Origin of the sequence: Nonomuraea sp. NPDC049725, assembly GCF_040674795.1 — a bacterium.
Taxonomy (GTDB): Bacteria; Actinomycetota; Actinomycetes; order Streptosporangiales; family Streptosporangiaceae; genus Nonomuraea; species Nonomuraea ceibae.
On record NZ_JBFANJ010000012.1, the window covers coordinates 94,685 to 121,195 of the forward strand.

At 62.3% G+C, this 26,511-nt stretch carries 25 protein-coding genes and 1 tRNA gene; 21 read left to right on the top strand and 5 right to left on the bottom strand.

Features of this window, described 5'->3' with window-relative positions; all coding sequences use genetic code 11:
• Positions 1-98 precede the first annotated feature (98 nt).
• Positions 99-557 carry a hypothetical protein gene (locus tag AB0J53_RS29420; protein ID WP_364178438.1) on the top strand — a complete coding sequence of 153 codons (459 nt, stop codon included), beginning with the start codon at positions 99-101 and terminating at the stop codon, positions 555-557.
• Positions 558-562: 5 nt separating this feature from the next.
• On the opposite strand, the gene AB0J53_RS29425 is transcribed toward AB0J53_RS29420, so the two are convergent.
• The 3 genes from AB0J53_RS29425 to AB0J53_RS29435 form a co-directional block, all read right to left on the bottom strand.
• The gene (locus AB0J53_RS29425) at positions 563-1,006 is read right to left on the bottom strand and encodes an HIT family protein (RefSeq protein ID WP_364178441.1); all 444 of its coding nucleotides are present in this window, start codon (positions 1,004-1,006) and stop codon (positions 563-565) included.
• Between the two features lie 10 nt (positions 1,007-1,016).
• On the bottom strand, positions 1,017-1,457 hold the full coding sequence (locus AB0J53_RS29430) for a TIR domain-containing protein (protein WP_364178444.1): 441 nt from the start codon (positions 1,455-1,457) through the stop codon (positions 1,017-1,019).
• Between the two features lie 130 nt (positions 1,458-1,587).
• Positions 1,588-2,043: a GntR family transcriptional regulator gene (locus tag AB0J53_RS29435; protein WP_364178447.1), complete on the bottom strand. Its 456-nt coding sequence runs from the start codon at positions 2,041-2,043 to the stop codon at positions 1,588-1,590.
• Between the two features lie 138 nt (positions 2,044-2,181).
• Between AB0J53_RS29435 and AB0J53_RS29440 the strand changes: the two genes are divergently transcribed.
• The 3 genes from AB0J53_RS29440 to AB0J53_RS29450 all read left to right on the top strand — a co-directional run bounded on the left by AB0J53_RS29440 (position 2,182) and on the right by AB0J53_RS29450 (position 4,586).
• Positions 2,182-2,451, top strand: coding sequence for a hypothetical protein (locus AB0J53_RS29440; protein WP_364178450.1), 270 nt, complete (start codon positions 2,182-2,184; stop codon positions 2,449-2,451).
• A gap of 537 nt (positions 2,452-2,988) precedes the next feature.
• Positions 2,989-3,678 carry a GntR family transcriptional regulator gene (locus tag AB0J53_RS29445; protein WP_364178453.1) on the top strand — a complete coding sequence of 230 codons (690 nt, stop codon included), beginning with the start codon at positions 2,989-2,991 and terminating at the stop codon, positions 3,676-3,678.
• On the top strand, positions 3,678-4,586 hold the full coding sequence (locus AB0J53_RS29450; RefSeq protein ID WP_364178456.1) for an aminoglycoside phosphotransferase family protein: 909 nt from the start codon (positions 3,678-3,680) through the stop codon (positions 4,584-4,586). The genes AB0J53_RS29445 and AB0J53_RS29450 overlap by 1 nt, the downstream gene beginning before the upstream one ends.
• Here the strand turns inward: AB0J53_RS29450 and AB0J53_RS29455 are convergent.
• Complete coding sequence (locus tag AB0J53_RS29455; protein WP_364178459.1) at positions 4,583-5,968, bottom strand: hypothetical protein; 1,386 nt, start codon at positions 5,966-5,968, stop codon at positions 4,583-4,585. The two genes, AB0J53_RS29450 and AB0J53_RS29455, sit on opposite strands and share 4 nt — an antisense overlap.
• Positions 5,969-6,277: 309 nt before the next feature.
• Here AB0J53_RS29455 and AB0J53_RS29460 point away from each other — a divergent pair, with 309 nt between their 5' ends.
• From AB0J53_RS29460 to AB0J53_RS29535, 16 genes are all read left to right on the top strand, one after another.
• Positions 6,278-6,445 (top strand): hypothetical protein, encoded by a 168-nt coding sequence (locus AB0J53_RS29460; protein WP_364178462.1) that lies wholly within the window; start codon positions 6,278-6,280, stop codon positions 6,443-6,445.
• Positions 6,446-6,506: 61 nt separating this feature from the next.
• Complete coding sequence (locus tag AB0J53_RS29465) at positions 6,507-6,797, top strand: WhiB family transcriptional regulator (protein ID WP_364178465.1); 291 nt, start codon at positions 6,507-6,509, stop codon at positions 6,795-6,797.
• On the top strand, positions 6,797-7,180 hold the full coding sequence (locus AB0J53_RS29470; protein WP_364178468.1) for an RRQRL motif-containing zinc-binding protein: 384 nt from the start codon (positions 6,797-6,799) through the stop codon (positions 7,178-7,180). The genes AB0J53_RS29465 and AB0J53_RS29470 overlap by 1 nt, the downstream gene beginning before the upstream one ends.
• A complete protein-coding gene (locus AB0J53_RS29475) occupies positions 7,177-8,184 on the top strand; it encodes a DUF2637 domain-containing protein (RefSeq protein WP_364178471.1) in 1,008 nt (335 codons plus the stop codon). The genes AB0J53_RS29470 and AB0J53_RS29475 overlap by 4 nt, the downstream gene beginning before the upstream one ends.
• Entirely contained in the window at positions 8,184-8,588 is a 405-nt protein-coding gene (locus AB0J53_RS29480) for a hypothetical protein (protein WP_364178474.1), read from the top strand. The genes AB0J53_RS29475 and AB0J53_RS29480 overlap by 1 nt, the downstream gene beginning before the upstream one ends.
• On the top strand, positions 8,585-10,837 hold the full coding sequence (locus AB0J53_RS29485) for a cell division protein FtsK (protein ID WP_364178477.1): 2,253 nt from the start codon (positions 8,585-8,587) through the stop codon (positions 10,835-10,837). Before AB0J53_RS29480 ends, AB0J53_RS29485 begins: the two co-directional genes overlap by 4 nt.
• A gap of 387 nt (positions 10,838-11,224) precedes the next feature.
• Complete coding sequence (locus tag AB0J53_RS29490) at positions 11,225-11,671, top strand: single-stranded DNA-binding protein (RefSeq protein WP_364178480.1); 447 nt, start codon at positions 11,225-11,227, stop codon at positions 11,669-11,671.
• Positions 11,672-11,769: 98 nt separating this feature from the next.
• Complete coding sequence (locus tag AB0J53_RS29495) at positions 11,770-11,976, top strand: hypothetical protein (RefSeq protein WP_364178482.1); 207 nt, start codon at positions 11,770-11,772, stop codon at positions 11,974-11,976.
• Position 11,977: 1 nt separating this feature from the next.
• Complete coding sequence (locus AB0J53_RS29500) at positions 11,978-12,889, top strand: bifunctional DNA primase/polymerase (protein WP_364178485.1); 912 nt, start codon at positions 11,978-11,980, stop codon at positions 12,887-12,889.
• Positions 12,886-14,091: a DUF3631 domain-containing protein gene (locus tag AB0J53_RS29505; RefSeq protein ID WP_364178488.1), complete on the top strand. Its 1,206-nt coding sequence runs from the start codon at positions 12,886-12,888 to the stop codon at positions 14,089-14,091. The genes AB0J53_RS29500 and AB0J53_RS29505 overlap by 4 nt, the downstream gene beginning before the upstream one ends.
• A 172-nt stretch (positions 14,092-14,263) precedes the next feature.
• Positions 14,264-14,461: a helix-turn-helix domain-containing protein gene (locus tag AB0J53_RS29510; RefSeq protein WP_326636314.1), complete on the top strand. Its 198-nt coding sequence runs from the start codon at positions 14,264-14,266 to the stop codon at positions 14,459-14,461.
• On the top strand, positions 14,461-15,870 hold the full coding sequence (locus AB0J53_RS29515) for an integrase (RefSeq protein ID WP_364178491.1): 1,410 nt from the start codon (positions 14,461-14,463) through the stop codon (positions 15,868-15,870). Before AB0J53_RS29510 ends, AB0J53_RS29515 begins: the two co-directional genes overlap by 1 nt.
• A 270-nt stretch (positions 15,871-16,140) precedes the next feature.
• Positions 16,141-17,325: a helix-turn-helix transcriptional regulator gene (locus tag AB0J53_RS29520; RefSeq protein ID WP_364178494.1), complete on the top strand. Its 1,185-nt coding sequence runs from the start codon at positions 16,141-16,143 to the stop codon at positions 17,323-17,325.
• Between the two features lie 40 nt (positions 17,326-17,365).
• On the top strand, positions 17,366-18,001 hold the full coding sequence (locus AB0J53_RS29525; RefSeq protein WP_364178497.1) for a toll/interleukin-1 receptor domain-containing protein: 636 nt from the start codon (positions 17,366-17,368) through the stop codon (positions 17,999-18,001).
• On the top strand, positions 17,998-19,899 hold the full coding sequence (locus tag AB0J53_RS29530) for a hypothetical protein (RefSeq protein WP_364178500.1): 1,902 nt from the start codon (positions 17,998-18,000) through the stop codon (positions 19,897-19,899). The genes AB0J53_RS29525 and AB0J53_RS29530 overlap by 4 nt, the downstream gene beginning before the upstream one ends.
• Complete coding sequence (locus AB0J53_RS29535) at positions 19,896-20,948, top strand: hypothetical protein (RefSeq protein WP_364178503.1); 1,053 nt, start codon at positions 19,896-19,898, stop codon at positions 20,946-20,948. Before AB0J53_RS29530 ends, AB0J53_RS29535 begins: the two co-directional genes overlap by 4 nt.
• Before the next feature lie 353 nt (positions 20,949-21,301).
• On the opposite strand, the gene AB0J53_RS29540 is transcribed toward AB0J53_RS29535, so the two are convergent.
• Positions 21,302-21,373, bottom strand: a tRNA-Arg gene (locus tag AB0J53_RS29540).
• 960 nt (positions 21,374-22,333) lie between these two features.
• Between AB0J53_RS29540 and AB0J53_RS29545 the strand changes: the two genes are divergently transcribed.
• A complete protein-coding gene (locus AB0J53_RS29545) occupies positions 22,334-26,116 on the top strand; it encodes a hypothetical protein (protein WP_364178506.1) in 3,783 nt (1,260 codons plus the stop codon).
• Positions 26,117-26,511: the final 395 nt, after the last annotated feature.

Below are 26,511 nucleotides of genomic sequence, written 5' to 3' on the forward strand. Positions count from 1 at the left end.
GGCCCCGCACAACCCAGCGCCCCCGAGCAACTAGTGGTTGCTGCCGTTGAAGCAAAGCGGCCCTATGACACGTCCCCATGATCGACTAGTATCTCAACATGCGGAAGTGGATGGCTAAGAATGTGTCAGGTAAGCAGCAACGGGACGAGAGCCTTAGCAGCGAAAGAATCAAACATCTAGAGTTCATCCAAAATATCGTGACAAGATTCTCTGCTAACTCTTTTGTTATAAAGGGTTGGACCATTACCGCTGCCGCTGCTTTTTACACATATACAGCCAATAATCTCAACTGGCGCGTCGCCGCAACCTCCCTCATTCCAGCGATCGCCTTTTGGTATCTAGATTCATTTTTCCTTCGGCAAGAGCGTCTATTTCGTTGCCTTTACGACGATGTCCGCAAAGCCGATATCGAGACCGAGCCCTTCTCGATGAACATACAGCCGTACGCCAAAAAGCACTCCACCCGCAAAGTACTCTTGTCTAAGACTATCCTTCCCTTCTATGGGACGATATTAAGCGTTGGAATAGGCCTACTCGCTTGGAGCCTGCTTAAGTGAGCCGCTCACAGCTTGCCCGGCAACATGTCCTTAATCCGTTCCGCTAGTTGCCGCCGTTCAGTCTGATCCTCCACCCGCTGGCCAGGTGGCGGCCAAATACTTCCCATACGGTCACCTAGCCAGCGCGGAACAAGGTGAATATGTAGATGGAAGACTGATTGCGTCGCCGCCTGCCCGGCAGAAGTGATGATGTTCATACCTGCAGGCTCAAGCGCGCCACGGAGCGCCTTCGCAACGAGCAGCGCAGCATGGGTGAGTTCTTGTGCAATCTCCGGCCTGAGAGCAAAGAAATCCTCGAAGTGCTCTACTGGGATAAGCAAGGTATGGCCAGGAGTGGCCGGGCTGAGGGGAAAGAACGCCAGAGTGCTTCTACTACGATAGATAACCTCTGCCGCCTGCCTACCCTGCGCTATCTCGCAGAACTCACACTCTTCCTGGCTCACAATCACCCTAACTTATTCAGCGCTCAGAGTATGCTTTATCTATCCAAGTGCCGATGTTCACATACCCGCTATGCAGCACCCAATCGTATGTAGCATATCCCGCCGGAAGCGGATTGGCCCCCATTGGGGCGGTTCTCTGATACTGATCTTTGATGTTATGGACGTACACCCCGAGAAGCCCGTTGCCGCGCGCGATACTCTGCTGAATCTCGTACTGCACCCATCGCCGTTGCGAAGTTTGACTGCCGATGAGCACGACCGTCACTGTCGTATTATATAGGCCGTCGTTGATCAGTTTCATGAGCGCAGCATCACCTTTGAGTTTAGATTCCTCCCAAAGTCCCGCCTCGATAAATTTAGGTCCAGTCTCGTTCCCAACTACGTAGCTGTTGCGAACTTGGGCGGCCCGCCAGACGTCGAGCCCGTAGTGGAAGCTGAAAAAGGTTCGCCGTGCCACTGTTCCTCCCGCGTATCAACGTGGATGCAGCCGCTCGCCTATATAGGGGGCGGCTACGGCTGCATCGAGCTCTAAACACAAGGAAACTTGATTATTACAGAGGGCGAGGCCCGTCCTCGTTCAGCGAACATTACTCCTTGGAGAATGGTTCAGCCACAAAAAGTTCCACTTGATCACTGCGCAGCACTCGTCGATGCTTCCGCGCCCCCGGAATGATCTCCAAGACCGGCACACCCTCAGGTACTCCACCAAACTCGCGCAGTTCTGCCGGTGTGGCCAGTTCAGCCCGTTCGTCTGGTGTCGGCATGCGAGCGATGACGCGGGCTCCAGGTAGGACCTCATATGCCTCACGCGTCGGTTCAGTGGCCACCATTGAGCCACGCTTTCGAACCGTTGTGATCCTGCCTTCCGCCCTGAGATAGGCCAGCGCCTCTCGGACGGTGTCGCGCCCCACCTCGTACATCTGCGCGAGCTGGGCCTCTGAGGGCAACCACGCCCCTGGGCGGTAGCGGCCGGCGGTGATGTCGTCGCGGATCGCGTTGGCGACCTGCCGATACACCGGCACCCCAGAGCTGTAGTCGATCACAGCACACAAGTGTCACGCGGCTATGTTGCCATGAGCCTTGTAGCCATGAGGCCCTAGAGTTAACGTGGGCAAACGTCAGCCTGAGAGGATTTTTGGCTGACGTCCCTGCCCAAGGCAACACGGGGAGATCAATCCCGCATGACTTCCGTATTCGGCGTCTCGCCCCACGACCTGCGCGGCGCGTTCAGACGCTTCTACGTGTGGCGCGACCAGCTCGGCGTCTGGCGGGCGAGGCCGCTGCCCAAGCTGACCGCCGACGAGATCGCCTATGGCGTCAAGCTGCAGCTCGAAGCCGACACGCTGCTAGAACTCGCCTTCGCCTGTGCATGGCAGCGATGCCGCCGCAACGTCTTCCGCTACCTCCAGGAGTACGCCGAAGAAGTACCGAGCGGCCATGTCGGCCCCTGACCTGCCGGTACTGCGGTGGGAACCCTATGTGCGCCCTCAAAAGGACCACCTTCGGATCACTGAGACGTCGTGCTGCGGCGTGTACGAGTGGGCAAGCCAGGGTGGGCAGTTCTTGATTCTCCGTGCTGCAGAGGCCGGGGGCTATAAGGAGGCTGGTAGGGGACGCTACAAGCACGCGCGTGAGCTTTGGATGATGCTCATCGTGGAGTTCGAGAAGGACCATGTTTGTAGAGATCCGTACGCTGCTGACATCGACGCCGGGTGGCGCGGTGGCGCGAGGCTGGGCAAGAGTCCGCGGCTTGAGCGGTCACCGGCATCTGCCGTAAGCGCTGCGTCAAAAGATGCGTAGAGCGCCGGAGCCCTCATAATCCGAGCTCGGAGACCTCGGTAAGACTTGTTGGCTCAATCTGGCGCCGCATCGCGTCTGTGGCCCCACGGAGGGGAAGACTTCGAGAGAAGACGTGGAGCCGCGTTACTCCGCAGGTCCTGCCCTGTCCGCCCTACCCTAGAGACGATGTGCCTCGGCGAGGGAGCGCGATGAGCAAGGCGACAGATGGGCCCACCTACGTTCGGATAGCCGAGGATATCCGCCGTCGTATCCGTGACGGAGATCCCCCCGCCGGCGGCATGCTGCCTTCTGAGGCGATCCTTGCCCGCACGTATGGCGTGGCACGAGGAACCGTACGCCAAGCCGTCGCCGAGTTGGAGCGGGCGGGCCTGGTGGCCAGCGAGGCAGGCCGTGGACGTCGGGTGGTTGGAGAAGCGCCGTCAGGAGACCGCCGTGCGGCCTCGACGCAGTACGAGACGATCGCCGAGGCGATGCGCAAGCGGATCGAGAGCGGCGAACTCGCGGCCGGCCAACAGCTACCGGGTGAAGCCGCGACCGCGGAGGAGTATGGCGTCTCGAAGGGCACTGTCCGACAGGCGTTCCAGTTGCTTGCCTCTGAACAGACGATCACCTCCATCCACGGGAGGGGATGGTTCGTCGGCGGGCCCGACCATGCGCATACACGCGCTGACGACGTCGCCGCTGCCCTACGACGAGAGATAGCCAGTGGTCAGTTCGCCATAGGTGCCGTGCTCCCTGGAGAGACTGCACTGGCCCAAGAGCGAGGCGTTGGCCGTATCACTGTCAGACGAGCGTTCGCGCTGCTAGAAGCAGAGGGGATAGTCGAGAAGCGGGCCGGTAAAGGCCGCGTGGTCAAGACACAACCAAAGGGTTCATAGTGACCGTGTTCCAGCCAGCCGCAGCCCCGTTCACCTCTCAGGAAGCACAGGCGACTCTTCAAGAGGCATGCAAGGTCGCCGGCCTCGCGAGCGAGGACGCGCGGCTGATTCGCCTCGGCGAGAATGCCCTCTTCGTTCTTGCGGCCGAACAGGTCGTCATACGCATCGCGCGGAGCCTGGACGTTCTTGACGACGCTCGCAAGGAAGTGGCTGTGTCTGCCTGGCTTCATGAAGCGGGACTGCCAGCGGCGCGGACAACGCATCACCCCCAACCTCTCGTTGTCAGGGAGAGGCCCGTCACGCTGTGGCGCTTCATCGACAGCGGCGGTGGTGCCGCGACCTTGACTGACCTAGCCGAGGTTCTGCGGGCTCTGCATCGGATGCCGGTTCCGGAAGATCTGGCGCTGCCACAGCTCGACATCCTTGGGCGCGTCTCGGAACGCATCTCCGCGGCCAGTGTCCTCACCGACCAGGAACGCCAGTTCCTGCTCACGAGGTACCAGCAGCTCCAGACAGCCTACGAGGCCCTGCACTTCCCCCTGGCCGCCTGCGCCTTGCATGGTGACGCGCACTCGGACAACCTCATCAAGACCACCGAAGGCGCCGTCGTGCTGATCGACTTCGAGCGTTTCGCCTTCGGCCCTCCTGAGACCGATCTCGCCGTCACAGCCATCGAACACTCCCTGGGCTGGGGTACCCGTGCCGAATATGACCAGTTCGCGGAGCGCTACGGGTTTGACGTCGTGGCATGGGAGGGCTATCCCGTGCTCAGAGACATCAACGAGTTGAAGATGACGACATGGCTGATGCAGAACGTCAATGAAGATGAGGACATCGCTCGGGAGTTTCGCAACCGCCTTTTCTGCCTGCAGAATCCGGACGCGCCTCGTCAGTGGCGGGCTTTCTAGCCACCGAGGGACGGATATTTCTCTGCGATGAGGGTGTTGAAGGCCCTGACCGAATCTTCGCAGTCGAAGCCTGCGAGGTCGGCTTTCAGATCTCGAACGTACCGGAGATAACGCGCGGACTTGAGTGGCCCGGCCAGGTTGATGGCTTCTAGCGCAACCAAGGCGGCTTTCGCGGGTTGCCCCATGTGGACGTAGCTGGCTGCCTGTACGAGGCGGTCGAAGGCGAGCGTCCGCACGTACATCGGGTCGCAGAGATCGACGGCCTGGCCGACGAAATCCATGGCCTGTGAAGGGATTCTGAGGTCGCGGTAGCAGTGCGCGCCCTCACTCGCCAGCTCGGCGGCGTCGAAATAGCGTGACCATGGCGGGTCATCGTCCACCTTGCGCTTGCTGAAATACGTCTCGGCCTGGAGCAAGGCGCGTGCGCACTGGGCCTCATCGCCGTTTCCTGCGTGGGCTCGCGCTTCCATGGCGTGGAACAGGGCCATGGGCGTGGCAGTGGAGACGTCCTTGCAGCCTTCCTGCGCTGCTCGCGCAAGCTGTATCGCCTGGTTGTAGCGACCGAGGTAGTTGGCCTGATGGCTCATATCGGCGAGCAGGAGACCGCCCATCATGCGGTCACCCGACGCCTGCGCGAGGCGTAGCCCTTGCAGGAAATACCGCTGAGCGAGCCCGTGTCTGCCCAGGTCGTAAGCCGTCCAGGCAACCAGCTCGGTGATTTCCGCAGCCGCCGCGTACAACGATCGCCCAACCGGCTCGGTGAATTTTCCGTTGAGCATCGGGACGACTTCGCGGTTGTAATACTGAATAAGCGCAGAACGCGCGTGACCCCCGCCGAACTGGAATCCCATGTTGGCGAAGATCTCGGTTGTCACCCGGATCGCATGGACGTCCCACACACCTACAGATGGCCGGGCGTTCGCCCTGGCTTGATGCGGCTCAGGCCGTGACAGCAGCCACGCGATCAGGGCCTCGTTCCAGGCGTCCGGCACGATCACGGACTCCAGGGCTACGGGATCATCGGCGAGGTCGCGCCGGGTAAGGCCCAGCAGCAGGCTTCCGACGTCGGATATCCCGCCGCCGTGGGCGAGGGTGGCTTCAAGCGTCTCGGGAGTGACGACGCTCCCCAAGCCGACGTCATCCAACGAGAACGTCACGCCGGCCTTCTGAGAGAGGGCTTCTGCGATGTACCGTGCCGTCGCCGACCGAGGCTTCACGCCATCAAGCCAGCGCTTGACGTCCACATGGGTGCAGCTCAGACTTATGCCGTCTTTCTGGGCAATTTGCCGCACTCGTGAAGCAAGTCCCGAATTTGAGCAATCCGCACGTCGCATAGCCTGCGCGAGCGCAACATTGGGCATTCGAGACACGTTCACCTCCATATATCCGCGCCTTCGCATCATGGCGCGGACAAGGCTTCCGCGGCTCGAACTCCACAAATTTGGTCTGGATGTTTCTCCTGGTCAAGGGCCAGATCACCCCTAAAAAGCACCCCCTGTGCATTCAGTCCCGGGGGTGATCACAGTGTTGCCGCAGCGTGCGGCGAGGAATCCTTGAGTCAGCAGGAACGAGCGAGGCAAGACCCGCAGCAACCCAACGCGACCGGTGCTGTGGACTTGACTCTCAGTGACTGTACATGTTCTATGTCTCTTAGAACCTGCTCGCAGGTTCTCGAACCGAGAGGGCTCACCATGCTTGTCCGTCCGCGAAAGGTGCTCCCGACCGTCCTCATGATCTGCGCCGTCCTCTACGCCCTGAAGGACCCGGAGGGCGCGGCGACCATCGTCAAGGCGGCGGCGCACCTGGTCATGAGCGCGTCCGAGTCGTTCGCGCGGTTCGTCCAGACCGTCAGCAACTAACCGCAGGAAGAGAGACCCACCAGTGGGACACAACATCAACCGTCCGATCCATCCGGCGCGCATGTCGCTCGCCGAAGTCGAAGCGACCTGGCGCGTGGACGGTGAAACGCCGCTCCCCGAATGCACCTACGACCCCGAGCTGCACACCGGCCCTCGGCTCACGATCGAGACCACCGAGGAACGCGCCGCCCGCGAGGCCGTCGCCCGGGAGGTCTGCGCAACCTGCCCGGCGCGGCTGTTCTGCGACGTCTACGCGCTGGAGACGCGCCCGACCACGGGCATCTGGGCGGGCCGGACGCCCGCCGAGGTGGCCGAGCACACCGCCGAGATGGAAGACCTGGAGGTGGCCTGATGGCAAGCCGCGTCCGCGCCCGCTTCTGGGACCCGACCGGCGACCGGTACAGCATCCCCACCTACCCGTGGAAGATGGCTCCGCCGCACCTGCGCACCCTTCGCCAGCTCACCGCCGAAGGGCTGCGGCCTGGCGGCCAGGGCGTACAGGCTCAAGTGCTGTGGTGCTCCCGCCGCTACGGTGCGCCCGGCGTCCGCACCGCCTACCTGTACGACGTCCGGTTCGCTCTGCCCAAGCGCACCGCGACCCTTCGCCAGCGCGCCGCCTTGTCGAAGGCGAACGCGGCTCGGCGTACTTGCCCGGAGCGCCTGCTGGATGTCGGCTACGTGCTGCCGCGCCACCTCGGCACCTGCCTCGACTGCGCGGAGGAGATCGCCGCATGAACGTCTGCCACACCGCACCCCGCCCCCTTACCGAGGGTGAGCGGACAGCCGTAGCCGTCACGGCCGCCGTAACCGGCGCGCTCGGACTGATCGGGTTCATCAACAGCTTCGAGCGCGTCGCACACGCCGCCGGCCCGTCGTTCGGCTGGTTCGCGTGGACGGTCCCGCTCGGCATTGACCTGGGCATCGCCGTGTTCTCAGCGCTCGACATCGTGCTGGCCCGCCTCGGCATGCGGGTGAGCTGGCTCCGGTTCATGCCGTGGGCGCTGACCGGCGCGACGGTCTACCTCAATGTGGCCACCTACCTCAGCGCACCGGGTAGCACCGACTGGTTCGCGGTCGTTGCCCACGCCCTGCTCCCGCTGCTGTGGGTCATCGCCATCGAGGTCGGTGCCCACGTCATCCGCAAGCGCGCCGACCTGGCCAAGCCCGACCACATGGACGGGATTCGCCGCTCGCGCTGGCTGCTTGCCCCAATGGCGACCGTCGCGCTCTGGCGCCGCATGGTGCTCTGGGAGATTTGCAGCTACCCCGAGGCTCTCGGCCGCGAGCGCGAACGCATCCTGGCCAAGACAGAGCTGCAGGACCGGTACGGCCTGCTCTGGCGTTGGAAGGCCACCCGTCGAGAGCGAGCCTTGTACTACCTCGGCGAACTCACACCGAAAAACATCCCGCTGCAGGCGGAAGCCGTACGTGTCGATCAGGAGAACGTCCCCCCAGCCCTGCCACCCGCGCCGCGCAAGCGCCCAGCCCCGAAGAGCACCCGTGCCAAGAAGTCCCCGTCGCGAACGCCGAACGTGGGTGACCTCGTCCCCCTCGGACGACGCGTCGCCGCAGACCTCCGGGCACAAGGCGAGCCTCTGACCCGTGACCGCCTTCGAGACGCCTTCCGCCGCCAAGGACAGAGCATCTCTACCGATCGGGCCGGAGCGCTTCTGTCTCGGCTGAAGAGCGAGGGCTCCGCGAAACAGGCGACGCCCGTACGCGAAGACGAGGCCGCCTGATGACCCTGACCATTACCGACACGCACATGACCTCGGACGACTGCCCGAACATGGCCGAACTTCGCGACCGCCTCTGGAGCGTCACCGGCTACCCCGGACGCACCTTCGATCGCAACCAGGCCATCACCGCCATGCTGCTGGCCGAACTACTGGCCCAGCGTCAGTTCCCGGAGGACCGTACCGAGCTGCTCGCCGCCACCTGGCGCGCCGAACTCGGCCTCACCGAAGCGGACGGACCGCACACCCCGACCGCTGCCGAAACGCCCGCAGACCGACCGGACGAGAAGCGGTCCGACCGCCTATCGTCCCTGACCGCCACATGGGGCGCGGCCTCATCCGCCAAGACAACGACCGCGCCCCAGGACCCCGCGACCAGCAAGTCAAACGAGGTGCACACATCATGACCCACCAGCAGGACAATCCCAACCACGAGGACGACAAGGACCCGGACCGGTCCGCCACTCCGGACCAGGAGAACGGCAAGGACGCGGACATCGTCCACCTGGACGCCGCCCGCGCTGGACGTCAGCCACAGAATCCCGCTGACCGGTCCGAGCAGGACAACGAGGACAGCCCCGCGAGCGCGGACGGACCGGTCCTCGAAGGCGCGGTCGTCCGCGTCGACCAACCCGGTCCGACCGCCGCCGACTGGCGGACCGCGCTGGAGGCGAAGGCCCGCAGCCGACAGCCGATCGTCCCGCTGTGGCTGCGCTCCCGGAGTGAGGCGGTCGAGACCGTCAAGTGGGTCGGTCTCCACTACCTGCACGTGGCCGGATACCAGGTCTGCCGCGTGCCGCTGTACGGCGGACGGCTGACCGCCCGCGCTCCCCGCGGTCTGCTTCGGCTGGTCGGCGGAAGCCTCAAGTGGACGTTCGATCTGGAGGGCGAGCCGGTGCGACTGGCCGCCGTCCAGAAGGCCGACCCGGAGGCGTACCTCAAGCTCAGCAGGCAACGAGACCGGCGTGTGCGGCTGCGGGCACTGGTCTCCGCTGCTGCGCTGGTGACGCTGCTGATCGTGGCCATCATGGTGGCCAAGCAGCCGACCGCCATGCAATGGATGGCGCTCGCGGTCGCCATCGTCACGCTTGGCATCCTTGGCAAGCCCGCCGACCGCCCGCTGATCAACCGCGCGGTCGTGCCGTCCACGGTGGAGAAGCTCACCAGCGACATCGTCGTCCGGTCCCTGACCGTGCTCGGCATCGCGGGCATCAACCAGGCCATCGCCAAGAACCCGAAGGACGCCATCCGGTTCGTCGCCCCCATTACTCGGGACGGTCCCGGTTGGCGCGCGGATATCGATCTGCCGTACGGCGTGACCGTGGCCGACGTGATGGACAAGCGCGACCGCATGGCCTCGGCGCTACGCCGCCCGCTGGGCTGCATCTGGCCCGAGGGCGACTCGACCATCCACGAGGGACGGCTGATCCTGTGGGTGGGGGACAAGGACCTGTCCAAGACCGTCATCAAGTCCCCGCTGCTCAAGACCAGCTCGCACGACGTCTTCAAGGGCATCCCGTTCGGCTGCGACCCGCGAGGCCGCACCATCGTCGTACCGCTCATTGAGCAGAACATCCTGATCGGATCCCAGCCCGGCCAGGGCAAGACCGCCTCCGTGCGGGTTCTCGCCTCCGGCGCGGCCCTCGACCCGAGCGCCGAACTGTGGATCCACGAACTCAAGGGCACCGGCGACCTCGACCCGCACGAACAGAACTGCCACCGCTACGTCTCCGGCATCGAGGACGAGGCCATCGGCTACGCCGCCGACTCATTGGCCCTGCTCCGCAAGGAGGTGATGCGCCGCGCCGCCGCGCTCAAGGCCCTGCCACCCGATCTGTGCCCGGACAAGAAGGTCACCCGGCAGATCGCCGACAAACGCTCACTGGGCCTGCACCCTTTGGTCGCCATCTTCGACGAGTGCCAGAACCTGTTCGCTCACGCCGAGTACGGCGACAAGGCGGGCGATGACGCCGAGTTCATCATCAAGCTCGGCCGCGCCCTCGGCGTGATCCTGGTGCTGGCCACCCAGCGCCCGGACAAGGACAGCCTGCCCACCGGCATCAGCGCGAACGTCACCATCCGGTTCTGCCTGCGAGTCGCCGGCCAGCTCGAAAACGACATGATCCTCGGCACGTCCGCCTACAAGAACGGCATCCGCGCCACCGTCTTCCAACCCAAGATGGACGCCGGTATCGGTTACCTACTCGGCGCGACCCCGATGCCCAAGGTCGTACGCACGGCCTATCTGGACACGCCCGCCACCCAACGCATCGCCGATCGTGCTCACGCGCTGCGGGCGAGCACGGGAGCGCTAAGCGGGCACGCCCTCGGCGAGACGCCCGAGCAGAACGTGCCTACGTTCGATCTGCTCGCCGACATCCTGGCCCTGGTCCCGCCGTCCGAGGCCAAGGTGTGGAACGAGACGATCGTGGATCGCCTCGCCGAGCTGCGGCCCGACGTCTACGGCGCGTGGGCACGCCTGGAGGGCGGCGCGAAGACCGCCCAGCTCACCACGGCGCTCAAGCCGTACGGCATCAAGACCATGCAGGTGTGGGGCACACCCGAGGGCTGCGGCAAGGGCGCGAACCGCATCGGCATTACCCGTGACGACATCGTCACCGCCGTCACCCAGCGTGACAGAGGCAGGGCCTCATAGCTCAGCCGATTGCCTCTAGACCTAGAGGCAGACCCCTCTAGGTCTAGAGGCCCGCCTAGAGCTCAAAACCGCACTCGACCTGCGATCTAGCACCTAGACCCTGACCTGCGGAAACCCTGGAAATCGGCCCTGGAGGCCCACATGGCCACTGCCCTCACCCTGCTAGCAGTCTGCCTACCGTCAATCACTCTCGGTTACATCATCGTCTGCCTGACGTGGCCCTGGCGCCGCTGCATCCGCTGCCGCCCCGGCGGCAAGAACCGCACCTGTCGCACCTGCGACGGCACCGGCATGCGGCCCCGCCTCGGCTGGCAGCTCTACGTCTACCTCCGCCGCCTGTACCGCGACGGCACCCACTAACTCCGGCCTGAAGGAAGGAAGCCCGCCATGTCCGGCGAGACCACCATCACGATCATCGGCAACCTGACCAACGACCCCGAACTGCGCTTCACCCAGACCGGAACGGCCGTCGCCACGTTCACGATCGCCTCAAGCCCGCGCGTCTACAACAAGCAGCTTGAGCAGTGGGAGGACGGCGAGGCCCTGTTCATGCGCTGCTCGGCCTGGCGCGACCTCGGCGAGCACATCTGCGAGTCCCTCACCCGAGGCACCCGCGTCATCGCCTCCGGACAGCTCCGGATGCGCACCTACGAGACAGACGAGGGCGAACACCGCACTGTCTTCGAGATGACCGTGGACGAGATCGGCCCGTCTCTCCGCTTCGCCACCGCCAAGCCCGCCAGAGCGACCCGCAAGGCCACTTCCAGCCACAACAGCGACGCGCCCAACGCATGGGCCACCACCGCCACGACGGGCGACAAACCGCCGTTCTAGCCACGCTCACGCACCACCGGGATACGGCCTCGGCGACCAGCCGCCAAGCACAACCGCCGAGGCCACCCACCCCGATCACGAGGAAAGGCACTGCCAGCATGACACCGACCAGCACCCGTTCCCACCACTACACCCAAACGATCACACAGCGCCCACACCTGCACGACCTCAACCGCCTCGGCCGGGAGCGGCTCACGCTCGACGCGCATGCCGCCACCCCATTGGACGCACTCATGCACGTCCCTGCCGAGGGCTACCGCCTGCGGTTCCTTGCGGCCAAGGAGGCGTCCAATGGGGTGGCCTGACTTGACCCGCGCCGCCCTTCAAGCCGCTGCTCGTGGCTGGTACGTCTTCCCGCTCACTCCGCGTGGCAAGAAGCCGTTGCGCGGCTTCACCGACTGGGAGTGGCACGCCACCACCGACACCGACCGCATCGCCGCCTTCTGGCCGCGCCAGCCGTACAACATCGGCATCGCCTGCGGCCCGTCCCGCCTGGTCGTCATCGACCTCGACCAGCCCAAGCCCGGCGAGCACCCGCCCGCAGGCCTCGCCCAGCACCACCCGCAGAACGGAGAGCAGGTTTTCCGTCTGCTGTGCGCTGAGCACGCCCAGCCCTACCCCGACAACACCTTCACCGTCCGCACCCGGCGCGGCGGCACGCACCTCTACTTCGCCCCGCCCGAGGGGCTGCGGCTGCGCAACAGCGCAGGCCACAAGGGTGGGCTCGGCTGGCTGATCGACACCCGCGCCTGCGGCGGTTACGTCGTCGGTCCTGGCAGCCACGTCACCCAGCCGGACGGCACCGGCCCGTACGAGATCATTCGCGACCTACCACTCGCGCCGCTCCCGGCCTGGCTCGCCGAGGCGCTCGCACCAGCCGCACCGCCTTCGCTGAGCGCCGCCGATCTGCTGGCTAGCCTGCCTGATCACCGGCTGACCAAGTACGGCCAGGCCGCGCTACGCGGTGAGGTCGAACGCGTGGCCACTGCCCCACGCGGCACCCGCAACCGCGCGCTCAACACCGCTGCCTTCAACCTCGGCCAGCTCGTCACACGCCGCGCGCTGCCCGCCGAGGTCGTCATCACCGCCCTCCAGTCCGCAGCCGAGGCCGCGAACGCCGAAGGCGATCCGAACCCGCCCCGCGAGATCGCTGCCGTCATCGCCTCGGGCCTGTCCGCAGGCATGAAAGCCCAGCCACGCCGTAGCCAGGCCGCATGAACATCAACCGAGGAGCACCTGCCATGAACGACCGCATACCCACCGGCGCCGCCCTGCTCGACCGACTACGCGCCGCACTCGTCCGCTACGTCATCCTGCCGAGCTCTGAGGCGGCCGACGCCGTCACGCTGTGGATCGCCGCCACCCACGCGCAACCAGCCTGGGCCCACGCGCCCCGACTGGTCATCCGCGGACCGGAGAAGCGGTGCGGCAAGTCCCGGCTCCTGGACGTGGTCGAGGCCACCTGCCACGAGCCGTTCATCACCGTCAACTCCTCCAGCGCCGCCGTCTACCGCTCTATCACGGAGGACCCGCCGACCATGCTCGTGGATGAGGCCGACACCATCTTCGGCCCCAAGGCCGACGGCAACGAGGACCTGCGCGGCCTGCTGAATGCCGGGCACCAGCGCAACCGCCCGGCCAAGCGCTACGACGCCGCCACCAACCGCGTGGAAAGCATCCCGACCTTCGCCATGGCCGCACTCGCCGGCATAGGTGCGATGCCCGACACCATCGAGGACCGCGCGGTCGTCGTCCGCATGCGCCGCCGAGCTCCCGGAGAGAACGCCGCCCCCTACCGCCACCGCCGCGACCGCGCCCCGCTGCGCGAGCTGGCGGCCGATCTGCATCAGTGGCTTCGCGCCGACCTGTCCGCTCTGGAGGAGGCTGAGCCGAGCATGCCGGTCGAAGACCGCGCCGCCGACACTTGGGAACCTCTGATTATCGTTGCTGACCACGCTGGGGGTGGCTGGCCTGATCGGGCGCGCGCCGCCACGTTGCAGCTCACCGCCGAAGCTGACGACAACGGCCAGACCTCGGCCCGCGTACGCCTACTGACCGCTTGCCGCACCGCCTTCGGCCCGGACACCGCCCTGCCCACCGCCGTCTTGCTGGAACGGCTCAAGAGCGACCCCGAGAGCGAATGGGCCGACCATGGCCCGGCCGGACTGACCGCGATGAAGCTCGGCACGATGCTGCGCGAATACGACATCCGCTCAGCCAACATCCGCTTCCCCAACGGCCAGCAGGCCAAGGGCTACCAGCGGGCCGACTTCGCCGACTCATGGGCCCGCTACTGCCCAGCCCTCGGACCCATCCCAGAGGCCGACGTCGTCCCGATCGACAGGGAGACCCGTCCCAGCCGTCCCAGCCTCGTCACCGCAGGTCAGAGCGGGACGGCTCTCATCTCTGGGACGGCATGACCCGTCCCACCCAATCAAGCCGTCCCAGGCTTGACCTGCGGAAATGACCCTGGGACGGCTGGGACGGCTCACCCCTCCGGAACCGCTCACAAGCACCCTCGGCGACCAGCCGCCAAGCACAACCGCCGAGGCATCACCCAGCACCGATCACATGCCGGAAGGAACGCGCCTCATGGCCACCGTCACCCGCCTCCGAGCGATGCTCACTGTCCCGGAGGTCTGCGCCGAACTCCAGATTTCCCGCTCCACCTTCTACGACTGGCGGCAGAAGGGCCGTGCCCCACGCTGCGTCACCTTGCCGAACGGCTCACTCCGCATCCGGCTCGCTGACCTGGACAACTGGCTCAACTCGCGAGAGGACGCCGCCTGATGAAGAACACCACTTACGACGTGCGCTTCTACAAGACCGAGGTGCGCAAGAACACGCTGGGCAAGGTCACGTCCTACCGCGTCCGCTGGTCCACCGCCGGGAAGGAATGGAAGAAGACCTTCCAGAAAAGCGCCCAGGCAGACGCCTACCGCAGCAACCTCGTCACCGCCGCCCGCGAAGGTGAACCGTTCGACCTGACCACGGGCGAGCCCGCGAAGTGGGGACGCACTCAACAACCGGAAATGACCTGGTACGAGTTCGCCTGCAAGTTCGCCGATTTCAAGTGGAAGGCGGCCTCAGCGAAGTACCGCCAGGACATAGCCCGCGCGCTCACCGCCGCCACACCCGCCATGCTCTCCAGCAGTAGAGGCAAGCCCAGCGACCTCGCGCTCCGCACCGCCATCCGCCGATGGGCATTCAACACGAAACAGCGTGCCGAGGCTTCCGAGGAAACCGCTCAGGTCCTTGCCTGGCTCGCCAAGAACACCATGCCCGTTTCCGCACTGACAGAGCCCGCCACGCTGCGCGCCGTTCTCGAAGTCGCCAACACCCGGTTGGATGGCAAGCCCGCCGCCACCAGCACGATCCGCAGGAACAAGACCATCCTGCAGAACGCCCTGGACTACGCCGTAGAGCTGAAGCTCCTCACCACCAACCCGATCAAGTCGCTGAAGTGGAAGCCGCCCAAGGTCACGTACGAGGTGGACAAGCGCGGCGTGATCAATCATGCACAGGCGCGCTGCTTGCTCGCCGAGGTCGGAAAGCAGCAACCGAGCGGGAAGCGGCTGGTGGCGTTCTTCGCGGTGATGTATTACGCCGCTCTACGCCCAGAGGAAGCCGTCAACCTCAGAGAGGACAACGTGCTCATTCCCGATCTCATCAGAGATGAGGCGACAGGCGAGATGGAGGAACCCGCCGACGATTGGGGGGAACTGCACTTCGCCAACGCCGCACCGTTCGCCGGCCGCGAGTGGACCGATGACGGCAGCCTGCGCGAGGAACGCGCGCTCAAGCACCGCACCGAAGGCCAGACGCGGACCATTCCGTGCCCGCCCGCCCTTACCAAGCTTCTCCGCGACCACCTCGCCGAGTTCGGCACCGGTCCCGAAGGACGGCTCTTCACCGGCGTGCGAGGAGGAGCGTTGCCGAGTATCACCTACTGCCGAGCCTGGCGCAGAGCCCGCGAGAAGGCCCTGACGCCGCGTGAGGCACGCTCACCGCTGGCCAAGCGCGTCTACGACCTCCGCCACGCCTGCGTCTCCACCTGGCTCAACGCAGGCGTTCCCGCCACCCAAGTAGCCGAGTGGGCAGGTCACAGCGTCGAAGTCCTGCTGAGGATCTATGCCAAGTGCATCGTCGGTCAGGACGAGCATGCGAAACGACGCATTGCCGAAGCATTGAGCGAATAGTCGGCTTCCGCCGGGAGATCCCGAAATACGGGATCTCCCATATTGTTGTCCCGCCCCGACAGAGTGGACGACATGTGTTGGAGTCCAAAGTCCTCAGGTGATCTTAGCGCGCCCGAGACCCCACCACACTGCCCCCGCCATCCCCAGCAATCACTGACACTTCATAGGTAACGATCATGAAAAGGGAAACGGGAAACTTCTTGTCATTTCAGCTCACTGTGCGAGACTCGGCATGTTGAACCTCTCGGCTGCCAGAAAATGGAGCACTCATTGAGGCAAACGGACGGTTTCGGCCCCACGCTGCACCGGTTGCGCATCGCGGAAGGCCTGACATTGTCCCAGCTCGCACGCCAAGTGCATTACAGCAAGGGATACTTAAGCAAGATAGAGCACGGACTTAAACAGCCTTCTATCGAGCTTGCCCGCCAATGCGATATCTTATTAAATGCCAACGGCGCACTGACCGCCTTAACCACTCCACCGACTATCGAAACGAAAGACAGCTCATGGCAGGTAAGCTGCAGACAAACTTTAGGGGCTGAGGCGAGCTCACTGTTCAGCAATACCTCCAATCATGTCGACCCTGCGATGCTCACCTTCTTTCAATCGTCTCTACAGAATCTCCGGCTACTCGGCCAGACTGCACCGCCCGACCTCGTTCTTCCACTGATAATAACGCAGACAAATACACTGAGAGAGATCACGCAGCAGGTCAGCGAACCCGCTCGCGTGAAGTTGCTGAGCCTATGCGCGCGCTTCGCGGAGTACGCCGGATGGATGGCGCAGGAGTTGGGTGACGACCGGGCAGCCTTGTGGTGGACGGGCCAGGCTGTGGACCTGGCCGCGGCGGGACAGGACCACGAAGTGGAATCGTATGCGCTGGTCCGTCGCGCGCTCGTCGCCTTCTATCGCGGCGACGCCGCCCAGACCATCACGCTGGCCCACCGGGCCCTGACCAGCGATACGACCCGAAGGATCCGCGGACTGGCCGGCCTGCGCGAGGCTCAGGGCCATGCGCTCGCAGGAGATCATTATGCCTGTTCACGCGCTCTCGACCGGGCCCGCGACCTGCTCGCCATCGATGACGGGTCAAAGCCCATGCTGGGTTCCGCGAATCTTCCCGACTCCGTCGCCATGGTCACCGGCTGGTGCCTGTACGACCTCGGCCGCCCCCGCGAGGCCGCCGAGGTGCTCGACGTGCAGTGCGGCAGGTTGAGGGCACACGCCTGGCGCAACCAGGCACGCTACGGCATCCGCAGGGCCCGCGCGCACGCCGCCAACGGCGAGATTGAGCACGCTTGCGCTCTGACTCAGGGTCTGCTCGACCCGCTCAACTCCGTCCAGTCAGCCACCGTGAGAACCGATCTTCGCCGGCTCATTCGCACACTCTGCCGTTTCCGCACCAACTCATCCGTGCGCGCGCTGTACCCGAGTCTCATCGCCTCTATCTATTAGGACTCCTGACTTGCAAACCCACGTCGAATGGGGAACCGTCATGCCTGCTGCCGTTTTCATCAATTATCGGACCGGAGACGAGGAGAGCGCCGCCACGCACATCGACGCAACGCTCGCAGCTAGGTTCGGAAGAGAACAGATCTTCCGCGCCAGTCAGTCCATCGAATCGGGTCAGCGTTATCCGGAAGCGCTGATCACCGCAGTTCGCCGTAGCACAGTACTGCTGGCTGTAATCGGTCCCCGTTGGCTCACAGCCCGTGCGGAGAACGGCAGAAGCCCTCTATTCAATGAGGACGACTGGACCAGGAAGGAGATCATCGAGGCGTTCACCTACGGAGTTCGGCTTATTCCCGTTCTCGTCGGCGCCGCCAAATTGCCCAAGAAGGGAGAGCTACCCACTGAGCTCGAAGCACTCGCGGAGTGCCAATACGAGAGGTTCAACCACCGATACGCCTCCGCAGATCTCACGCGCCTCGGTGACATACTGATGAAATATATCCCTAGCCTGTCGGAGATTTCTCAATCGACCGAATCCCTCCAGCCTCACACAGAGCATGGCCGGATTATGGGCAATGTTGGCACGGTGGTAAATGATTCCCATGCCCCGTTCCACACAGGCAGCGGCAGCCAGTACAACACATTCCACCCCGACGACCCGCACCATATCGGGCGATGATGGTTGAGGATCACTTCCGGACGCTTATCAAGGGATCGTCGGCGCCGTTCCATACAGGCGATGGCCCACAGTACAACACCACGTTCACCTATGATCCTGACTCAAGGCGGGTGGAGCGGAATCCTCGAAAGGCTATAGCCGATCACCTTCACTGGCTCAGTCCCCGCTTCATTAGATCAGAAAACTTCGCAACAGCCAGCAACCGATTAAGCGCTTCCAAGATCGTACTGCTGACCGGCCCACCCGGAGCGGGGAAGCGCAGCGCCGCGATGATGTTGCTACATTGGGCCGGGAGCCTCCCCGGCCAGTTCGTCGAAATGGCCCCCACTGACAAGGACGATTTGGGCGACCAGTTCAACGACTTTATCCAGCCAGGCGACCAGCTTCTACTCGACCTATCGCGGATCGAGAGTTCCTCACATCAGTCGATCCAGGGAAAGCTATCCTACTACTGCGCCACTATCGCGGAAAGACAGGCATATCTGGTCGTAGTCATGCCGCAAGGCCTAGAATTTTATCTTCAGCCGGAATTGCTCCATCTGGTGGTTCCGATCGGTCCGCCAAATCGGCTTGCGGCGCTGTGGGCACATTTGAGGGAAGACGGGCTCGACCTCACCGAAGCGGATTCCGTCAGGCCAAGGATAGCAGAGCTTTTGACATCAGCGCCAATGCGTGATGTCTTCGAACTCGCTCGACTCATTCGTATCGCCAGCGAGAGCTATGCGGGTGACCTTAGCAGTTGGACCAAGGAGGCCATCGCTGCGATAACTGATCGGAGCAAACAAGTCGTCAATGATGTGCGGGGCATTCGGAAAGGGCGCCAAAGGGCTCTCCTTCTGGCTACAGCGATGTTGAACGGCGCCCGAGTGGATACATTGGACGACGCAGCTAACAGGCTATTGAAAATCATTGACCATCCGCCGGAAATCCGCCCACTGCTCCAACAGCGGAGCCTTGCCGAGCGCTTCACCGCATTCCCGGTGCTGATTGAGGAGAGCGGCCACGTCAGATTCGAGCAATTGGCCTACGACATGGCTGTCCGCGCCTACTTCTGGACTTACTATCCAGGCCTCAGAGCGGCTTTCCGTACATGGATCGACGAACTCGTTAAGCTAGGTAGCGCAGATCACGAGCAACTTGTCATTCGCTTCGCGGAGCAATGCTTGCGGATTGGCCGCCCACTAGACCTTGCATGGCTCGCCGAGCGGTGGGCAAACCATGGAACTGCGGGGAAGCTCCTACCAGACGCCGCCAAGGCACTGGAGTTGGGGCTCACCCACGAAAGCTTCGGCAGCGTGTTCCGCCAAAGAATCTACGACTGGTCCAAGGATCCTCAGCTCTCCCTTCAACTGGGAACGCTCCTGGTCGGCATCTGCTCCGAAGTCCTGGCGCGCACCCACCCGGACCGAGCACTGGTCAGACTCCATCACCTCGCGCGGCAGTCGGCCCCAGAGACTGCTGCCTCCGCGCAGGAGGCGTTACGCCGGCTGGTTGTTAAGGACATCCGGCTGTTCCGGCTTCTACTAGACCGAATAGCCGTGGCCTTCGAGACAAGGCAGCGACCAGCCGACTTCAGCCTGTTCCTGCAACTGGTAGACACGAAGCTGCTGCTTCGTGACGGGGGGACGCTGCTGGCAAACAGCGGGGTCATTCAGGCGCTGGCACGGGGATGGCACAAGGTAGTCACCAACCTTCCCCGCGAGCGCTGGCTGACACAGGCGCACGACTGGCTCGCGGCGAACGATGAGCGTCTGCTGGACGTGCTCGTCACCGCAGGAAACGACGACACCGTGGTGCTTGGTCGCCTCTACATGGTGGACGTGCACTGGTCCACGGCCCCCAGGCGACTCTGCCAGAAGATCGACTCTGCCCAAGGCCTCGCTAGGAGGGCTTCGTGAACATCAGCCCCAAGATACGGACGATAGCGATGCTCCTGGTGGCCGACGGGCTGATCGCTGTTTTGTGCCTGGTCTTCGACGGACCTCAGTGGCTATGGGTGGTAGTCGGCCTTCTCCTACTGCTGGCTGCCTTCTTGGCCTTGCGCAGTTCCCCGACCATAGCCAACCGCCTCACTGGGAAACCGGAACATGACTCGGCCCCGGCCGAGGTCCCATACGAGAAGCGGGCAATCACCTCGATCCCATTGCCCAGCTCGGTGCCCGACTACGACTTTCATCTGTCGGCCACGGTCTGGTGGCGACCCGCAGGACCTGCCACCGGCCTCATCGGGGAGAGCCTGCCGGGCCTCGCAGTGGATGCCGTGCTGACGAAGGCGCGGTGGGTCGCCAAGCAAGAACCGCCAGAAAGGTTCGTCCTGGTGCAGCATCAGCTCACCCGCCTGCTGGGTCAGCCATTCATGGACCCGGCGGGGACCGTGGAAACGGGAGCAAGCGATGTCACCCTCTCCGTGTCGGAGGCAGACGCGAGCCGGTTGGCTCGGCTGTCCGACATGCGCAAAGAGGAAGTGATCTGGGAGCAGGAACGGAGACAGGAGAAGAACAAGCGTGAATACCTAGGCGCGGACGTGCTCAAGACTCCCGGCAGCGCGGTGGTGTGGTGGCTGGCCAGACACGAGGAACAGGTGGACAGTGCGGTCAACCTGATCGGACCGCTCGCTCAGCTCTCCGCAGCAGCCAACAACGAGGATGTCACCTCGACTTTCCTCCACATGATCCCATTCCCCCCTCCTGCTCAACCGGAGGCATCCTTCGCGGCACTGCACAACGGTTCCCATGCGGCACCCGCGATGACGCTCCTCGACCATTTCAAAGAGGTCATAGACGGCCTCGATCTGGAGGAGAGTGTCCGCGACCAGCTCGCCCACCGGTTCGCCACGTACATCGCGAGCGCTGGACGCCCCGACGTTGCCGACCAGATCCTCCAGGATTTTCGTACTGTCCCCGACGATCTCGGGCCGCTCCCGGAATGCGAAGATGAGAATCACTGACCCACGGACGAGGTGATCGTCACATCCTGCGATCGCAGGTTGGCGTAGACGGCATCGCCGGCGGGAGGAGGGAAAGCCCTCCATTCGTCGGGTTGAGCCCGCTGACGCCTGAGCGTGACATCCGCGGCCTGTCTCTCTGGGAGGCGAAGCCGTCGTGTTGGGGGTCTCAAAGTGGGGCTTGTGGCGCCGGAAGCGTGGGGTGGTCGTGCGCTCGGAGGCGGATGAACGGGGGCAAGCATTGGGCAGGGATGGCCGCAAACGATCAGCGTCAGCCGTAGACAGCCGGACACACATCATCCCCGCATCGCTGCTGTAAGCGCAGGTCAGTCGAGGGTTTCCCTGATCATCCCAAGCGCGCCCTGCAGGATTCGAACCTGCGACCGTCGGATTAGAAGTGGAGCGATGCTTTTCATCAGGCAGCACGCCGACCTGCGACGATGTCGCTGGTTCCTCCTGGGAGACGGGGAGCGTTCCGCGCATGTTCCGGATCATGCTGCCGCTGTACATGGTCAGAGAGTTCTCGTCAGACCTGTGCCTGGATACCCAGTGGGCCGGGGCTGAGGAACGAAACCCCTGGACCGTCGATCGCCCCCAACCCCGTACGGCGGCCAGCCCCAACCGGGCGATCGGGAGTCCAGAACCTCTACTGCGGCCTCAAAGCCTGGACCAAACCGCATTAGCAGCTCGGAGGACGACCGTCCCAGGGCGTTCAACCTGGACCGACACCACTACTGGACGCTCATCCTGGGACAGGATGGTACGGCGCGGAACTGCAACACAAACTGCAACCCTTAAGCGATCTTGGGTCGGCGCGGAAGCTGGCAGCAGCCCAACTGGTCACGGCTTTACAGCGGGCCGACGTTCCTGACTGCATCAGGCATCTGACCTCCGGCTACGGCTCTCACCTCTCCCGCACCAGGGAAGATCATCCCGCGTATATCCCGCGAGGCAGAGCCAGCCACGATCACCCCCGCAACCTGCGGATTAAAAGCAGACGCCTTCATCAAGGTGCGGGGCGCTGGCCTGGAGATGTGATGTCCGTGACCGTCCGCTGGGATCCGGCGTCGTTCGCCCACTTGGCTGTACTCGTGGCTGTACGGCCAAGGCACCATCAGCGTGGGAAGCTTTCCTGATCACCTCAGCTGAACCGGGGGAACGCGGACCTGTACGTACGGCGGTCGATTCTCCGTGAGTCACCGCGACTCACCACTGATAGCCGACTGTACGGGCACGCACGCAGGCAGGCGGGCCGTGCCCAGATATACCAAAAAGCGCATTTAGGGCATGTCTAAACAACACAGAGCGGCTGCGTGGACATCTTGCGTCACATGGTCATCAGCTCTACATTGAAGGCGCAGCCGGACGAATGAACTCAAGGACCCCTCTTGGACTACAGATACGAGAAGCTACTGGACGAGAGATTCCAGATGCTATGTCAAAGCCTCCTCGTCCAAGAATATGAGGGCGTCCAATGTTTTCCTGTAGGAATGCCTGACGGAGGGCGTGACGCGACCGCTTCTGATCGTCTAGGCGTAAATGCAGTAGTATTTCAGATTAAGTTCTCAAGACATCCCGAAGAGCTGAAAGACCCCGTTAAATGGGTGACGGATGCCATTGACGGGGAGCGGGGAAAAATTGAGCGCCTAGTTGAACGTGGAGCGACAAAGTACATTCTCATAACGAATGTGAGATCTACTTCACATCTGGACACTGGCCGTATAGATAGAGTACAGGATCATCTTAATGCCACAATTTCCATACCGGCACAATGCTGGTGGAGAGAAGATTTAGATAGGCGCCTGGATAACAATTACTCCCTAAAGCTACGGTATCCTACGCTTCTTGATGGCGTGGATCTGCTTCGTCTCATCTGGGAAGCGACTGGGGTAGGCGAAGATCGCGAGCGTCGCCAGAGTGCATTAAGTGCATACTTTGCTGACCAGTTCGATGAAGATGCCAAGATTAGATTCAAGCAAGCAGAGCTGCTGCCGACGCCATTGTTTGATCTTTATATCGATGTCCCGATGCAGCCAGCCCTCATGCGCCGAAAGAGCATCGATTTTTCATCAGAATATTTCGAGGCCGTACAACGCATACTTGACACAAAGATTGCACAACTCCAGCTAGACCACGCCGGGAATCCGGTCCACGTTTTGGGGCGCGCATTTCAACACTCTGACGCTAGAGTTAGAGTCGGATCGTCTACCTATACGCTTAGCGTGGGCGCCGGCGATCTGCTGTTGGATAACGAGTTTATGACTAAAACCCCCCGGGTCGTTCTGGAAGGCGCTCCGGGGCAGGGAAAATCAACCCTCTCGCAGTACTTGGCTCAGATACAACGGGCTCGCCTTCTCGATCGAGGCGCTAGTCTTCGATCGGTTCCTGCATCTCATACCTCTAGTCCTATCATGCTGCCTTTCAAACTCGAGCTACGAGATCTAGCAGCTTGGCTGAGAGGAATAGATCCATGGACTGCAACGGGTGGAGACGTTACACACGAAAAACCTCGAACACTAGAGGGAGCACTCGCGGCACATGTTGAGACGTTCTCAGGTGGAGTACCATTCGATGTAGGCGACCTGCTTAAGGTGATTAAGTCCTCACCTGTTTTGTTGATCTTGGATGCTCTAGACGAAGTCGCGGACCTCGACGATCGCCGGCACGTAGTGGACGAGGTTCATTCAGCCGTCCTTCGTCTTGAACAGCAGGCGCATATGCTGCGGGTCCTTGTTACAAGTAGGCCTACTGCGATTGCAGGCTCACCCACACTGCCTCAGGACAAGTTTAGCCAGTATACGCTGGCACCGATCGGTGATGATATCGCACTGAAGTATGCTGAAAAGTGGGCGCTAGTAAGGCATCTCGACGCAAAAGACACGCGCGCATTGCGAATAACACTCCGCCAGAAGCTGGCTGCACCTCACATGGCCGAACTTGCCAAAAATACGATGCAGCTGTCGATCCTTCTTAGTCTTATATATCTCCGTGGCTCAAGTCTTCCAGATAAGCGTACGGAGCTATACGACACCTACATTGACGTCTTCTTTAGCCGCGAATCAGAAAAGAACCAGTTCGTTCGAAACAATCGCGATATATTGTTGGACATACACCTGTACCTAGGCTTCTACTTGCACGCTCAGGCAGAAGGAAGCAAGAATACAGGAAGGATTTCGACCGACCATCTTCAAGAGGTTCTGCTTCGTTATCTAAAAAGCGAGAAGCAGCCTACCGCTATTGTCAATGAGCTACTTACCGGCGTCCTTGAACGTATCGTTGCTTTAGTGTCACGCGTTGAAGGAACATACGAATTTGAAGTACAACCATTGCGGGAATACTTTGCGGCACGCTACTTGTACAATACGGCTCCTTATTCTCCTCAAGGGCGCGAGAAAAGTGGCACGAAGCCGGATCGCTTTGAGGCTCTGGCCCCAAATCCGTACTGGCTTAATGTCACTCGCTTCTTCGCTGGCTGTTTCAGCAAAGGTGAGCTGCTTGATCTAGCTGAACGCATCTGCGATCTGATCAAATCTGATCGGTTCAAGCACTCTCTTTACCCGCGGAACCTCGCAGTTGCCCTTCTCCAGGACTGGGTTTTCGCGCAATCGCCGCGGGCTACTAAAAGACTTGTGGAAGGCATATTTGATCGAAGGGGTCTCCGCTGGGCTGCAGCTGTCATGGGCGAAACTCTGCAGAGCGGAGCAGTAAGTTACCGTCTTTCCGAAAATGCGGGCATGCATGAACTGCTTGAAGTGGTGTGGCCTTTGATTTTGTCGGAGTCACTGACCGAACGCCGATACGCACTGTGCCGCCTTCTCTCTATTCAGGATTATGGGCATCAACTTATTGCGCTCTGGAAGTCTGAGCTAGATAACTATGTTGGTGCCCGGAGAGTAGAGTGGATTCAGGTAGGCGGTGCCCTTGGAGTTCTCGGTGACCTATCGCCGGCAGAATCACTCGCAGTTCTGAATGTGGGATCCTCGGAAGGTCTAGAAGAACGACTCGAAGCATTCCTGACCAGTGGCGGTCTCGTAGATACGCTTCCTAAGAACGTGGTATTCATGGCCATTAGGAGTAGCCTAAACACAGGTTCCTCGAGCTTCGGAGCGCCTGCGTATGAGGGGTATCTCAGTGCCATACCGTTCTACCTGCATCCTACTTACTGGCTAATATTCGGCATCAAGCAGGGTAACATCTTCCGGTATGTGGGCACTTTCGAACACTGGAACAAGAAACCGGAAGAGTTGCAGAGCGTACCTTTTGCCGAAGTCGTCTACAGCATCATTGAAGTGCTTAAGTCTCCCCCCTACCCTATTAATAGAAGTCTGCACACATGGAATGAAGTAAACCGCATATTGCGGTCCGCGTTTGGGAAAACGCTCCTAGAAGTAGAGCTAGCGGTCATGGCCGCCTCTATCAGATCGACCACAGAACGTGGTCAGGGAGCTGATCAGCTCCTATCTGACAAACACCCGATAGCTAGCCGAGTCAGGAATGCCAGGAGGCGCGGCAAGAAGCTGTCATGGTGGAAGCAGCAGCTGCTTGGTATCGCAGATGACATCGATAGATGCCTTTGGATTCTCTCCTTGTGGGCATGGGCAAGTCCTGAGGTCGTTGCTGGACTTGTCAAGGAGTTGGATGAGAACCTGATGGCGCTACCGCTGTCCATGCGTGATGCTGTCTTCATGGCTGCCAGCAGGACTGAGGAATATTCGTCCAATGCGCGCTTGGAAATAGCGAATGTGGCGCTAGAAGATCTTAGCGACGCTACGACTGCGCTACTTCTAGGCAGGCTTCCCAAAGCACAAAAAAAGATTGCGCTAGCTAGATTGCTCCCTAGCGTCTCCATACCTCCCGTTGCGCTTGCCTGCCTTCGTTTTGCAATGAATTCTTCATCTGAAGATGATGGCTTAATGCTCGCGGACGAGATCGACCTTGTTGCTAGGTGTCACGCGACAGGTGTAATTACCTCACCGTATCGAGTGTTGGGGTTGTTCTTTAGTGCCGCGGAGAAGAAGGATCGCGAGTGGGCTGAAGCTGTCTCCGACAGGGTGTGGGACATGCCCGATGAATGGGTAGGCAGAGCCTATCGTCAACTTTCAAGACGTATGCCTCGCGCCCAAGGAGTATTGAAGATCGCAGAGCGAGATAGCTGGTTTGCTCAGGAATGAGCACAGTCTCATAAGGGTCAGTGCGAACTCTGTTCGGACCTAACTTGGAGTGGTCATGCAAGGATGGATGTGCAGTTCAGGCTTGTCTGCATTGCTGACCACCTCGCTTCACCACGTTTCTTGGCGAGCGCCACGTTTGTCGGTGAGCCAGGGTGAGGAACGAACCCTGGATCGTCGATCGCCCCCAGCACGTGCGGCGACCGGCCACACAGGGGCGATCGTGAGTGCTGCATCTGTGTGGCGGCGTGGCAACCCCGGCCGGTGCGTTCGCTTGGTACGGCGGGGCATGCGTGCGGTGGCCGGCCCGGTGTCCCGCCGCCGTTCGGGACCGGCCCCCAGGCCGCACGCCCGGACGGCGGGCGGGCGGAGGGCCGGGGGTACGGCGGCGCGCCGCG

Bases quoted from the DNA above. Each gene is read 5' to 3' on its own strand.
- AB0J53_RS29420 (WP_364178438.1), top strand. From the start codon at position 99: ATGCGGAAGTGGATGGCTAAGAATGTGTCAGGTAAGCAGCAACGGGAC.
- AB0J53_RS29440 (WP_364178450.1), top strand. From the start codon at position 2,182: ATGACTTCCGTATTCGGCGTCTCGCCCCACGACCTGCGCGGCGCGTTC.
- AB0J53_RS29445 (WP_364178453.1), top strand. From the start codon at position 2,989: ATGAGCAAGGCGACAGATGGGCCCACCTACGTTCGGATAGCCGAGGAT.
- AB0J53_RS29455 (WP_364178459.1), bottom strand. From the start codon at position 5,968: ATGGAGGTGAACGTGTCTCGAATGCCCAATGTTGCGCTCGCGCAGGCT.
- AB0J53_RS29460 (WP_364178462.1), top strand. From the start codon at position 6,278: ATGCTTGTCCGTCCGCGAAAGGTGCTCCCGACCGTCCTCATGATCTGC.
- AB0J53_RS29465 (WP_364178465.1), top strand. From the start codon at position 6,507: ATGTCGCTCGCCGAAGTCGAAGCGACCTGGCGCGTGGACGGTGAAACG.
- AB0J53_RS29470 (WP_364178468.1), top strand. From the start codon at position 6,797: ATGGCAAGCCGCGTCCGCGCCCGCTTCTGGGACCCGACCGGCGACCGG.
- AB0J53_RS29475 (WP_364178471.1), top strand. From the start codon at position 7,177: ATGAACGTCTGCCACACCGCACCCCGCCCCCTTACCGAGGGTGAGCGG.
- AB0J53_RS29480 (WP_364178474.1), top strand. From the start codon at position 8,184: ATGACCCTGACCATTACCGACACGCACATGACCTCGGACGACTGCCCG.
- AB0J53_RS29485 (WP_364178477.1), top strand. From the start codon at position 8,585: ATGACCCACCAGCAGGACAATCCCAACCACGAGGACGACAAGGACCCG.
- AB0J53_RS29490 (WP_364178480.1), top strand. From the start codon at position 11,225: ATGTCCGGCGAGACCACCATCACGATCATCGGCAACCTGACCAACGAC.
- AB0J53_RS29495 (WP_364178482.1), top strand. From the start codon at position 11,770: ATGACACCGACCAGCACCCGTTCCCACCACTACACCCAAACGATCACA.
- AB0J53_RS29505 (WP_364178488.1), top strand. From the start codon at position 12,886: ATGAACATCAACCGAGGAGCACCTGCCATGAACGACCGCATACCCACC.
- AB0J53_RS29510 (WP_326636314.1), top strand. From the start codon at position 14,264: ATGGCCACCGTCACCCGCCTCCGAGCGATGCTCACTGTCCCGGAGGTC.
- AB0J53_RS29515 (WP_364178491.1), top strand. From the start codon at position 14,461: ATGAAGAACACCACTTACGACGTGCGCTTCTACAAGACCGAGGTGCGC.
- AB0J53_RS29525 (WP_364178497.1), top strand. From the start codon at position 17,366: ATGCCTGCTGCCGTTTTCATCAATTATCGGACCGGAGACGAGGAGAGC.
- AB0J53_RS29530 (WP_364178500.1), top strand. From the start codon at position 17,998: ATGATGGTTGAGGATCACTTCCGGACGCTTATCAAGGGATCGTCGGCG.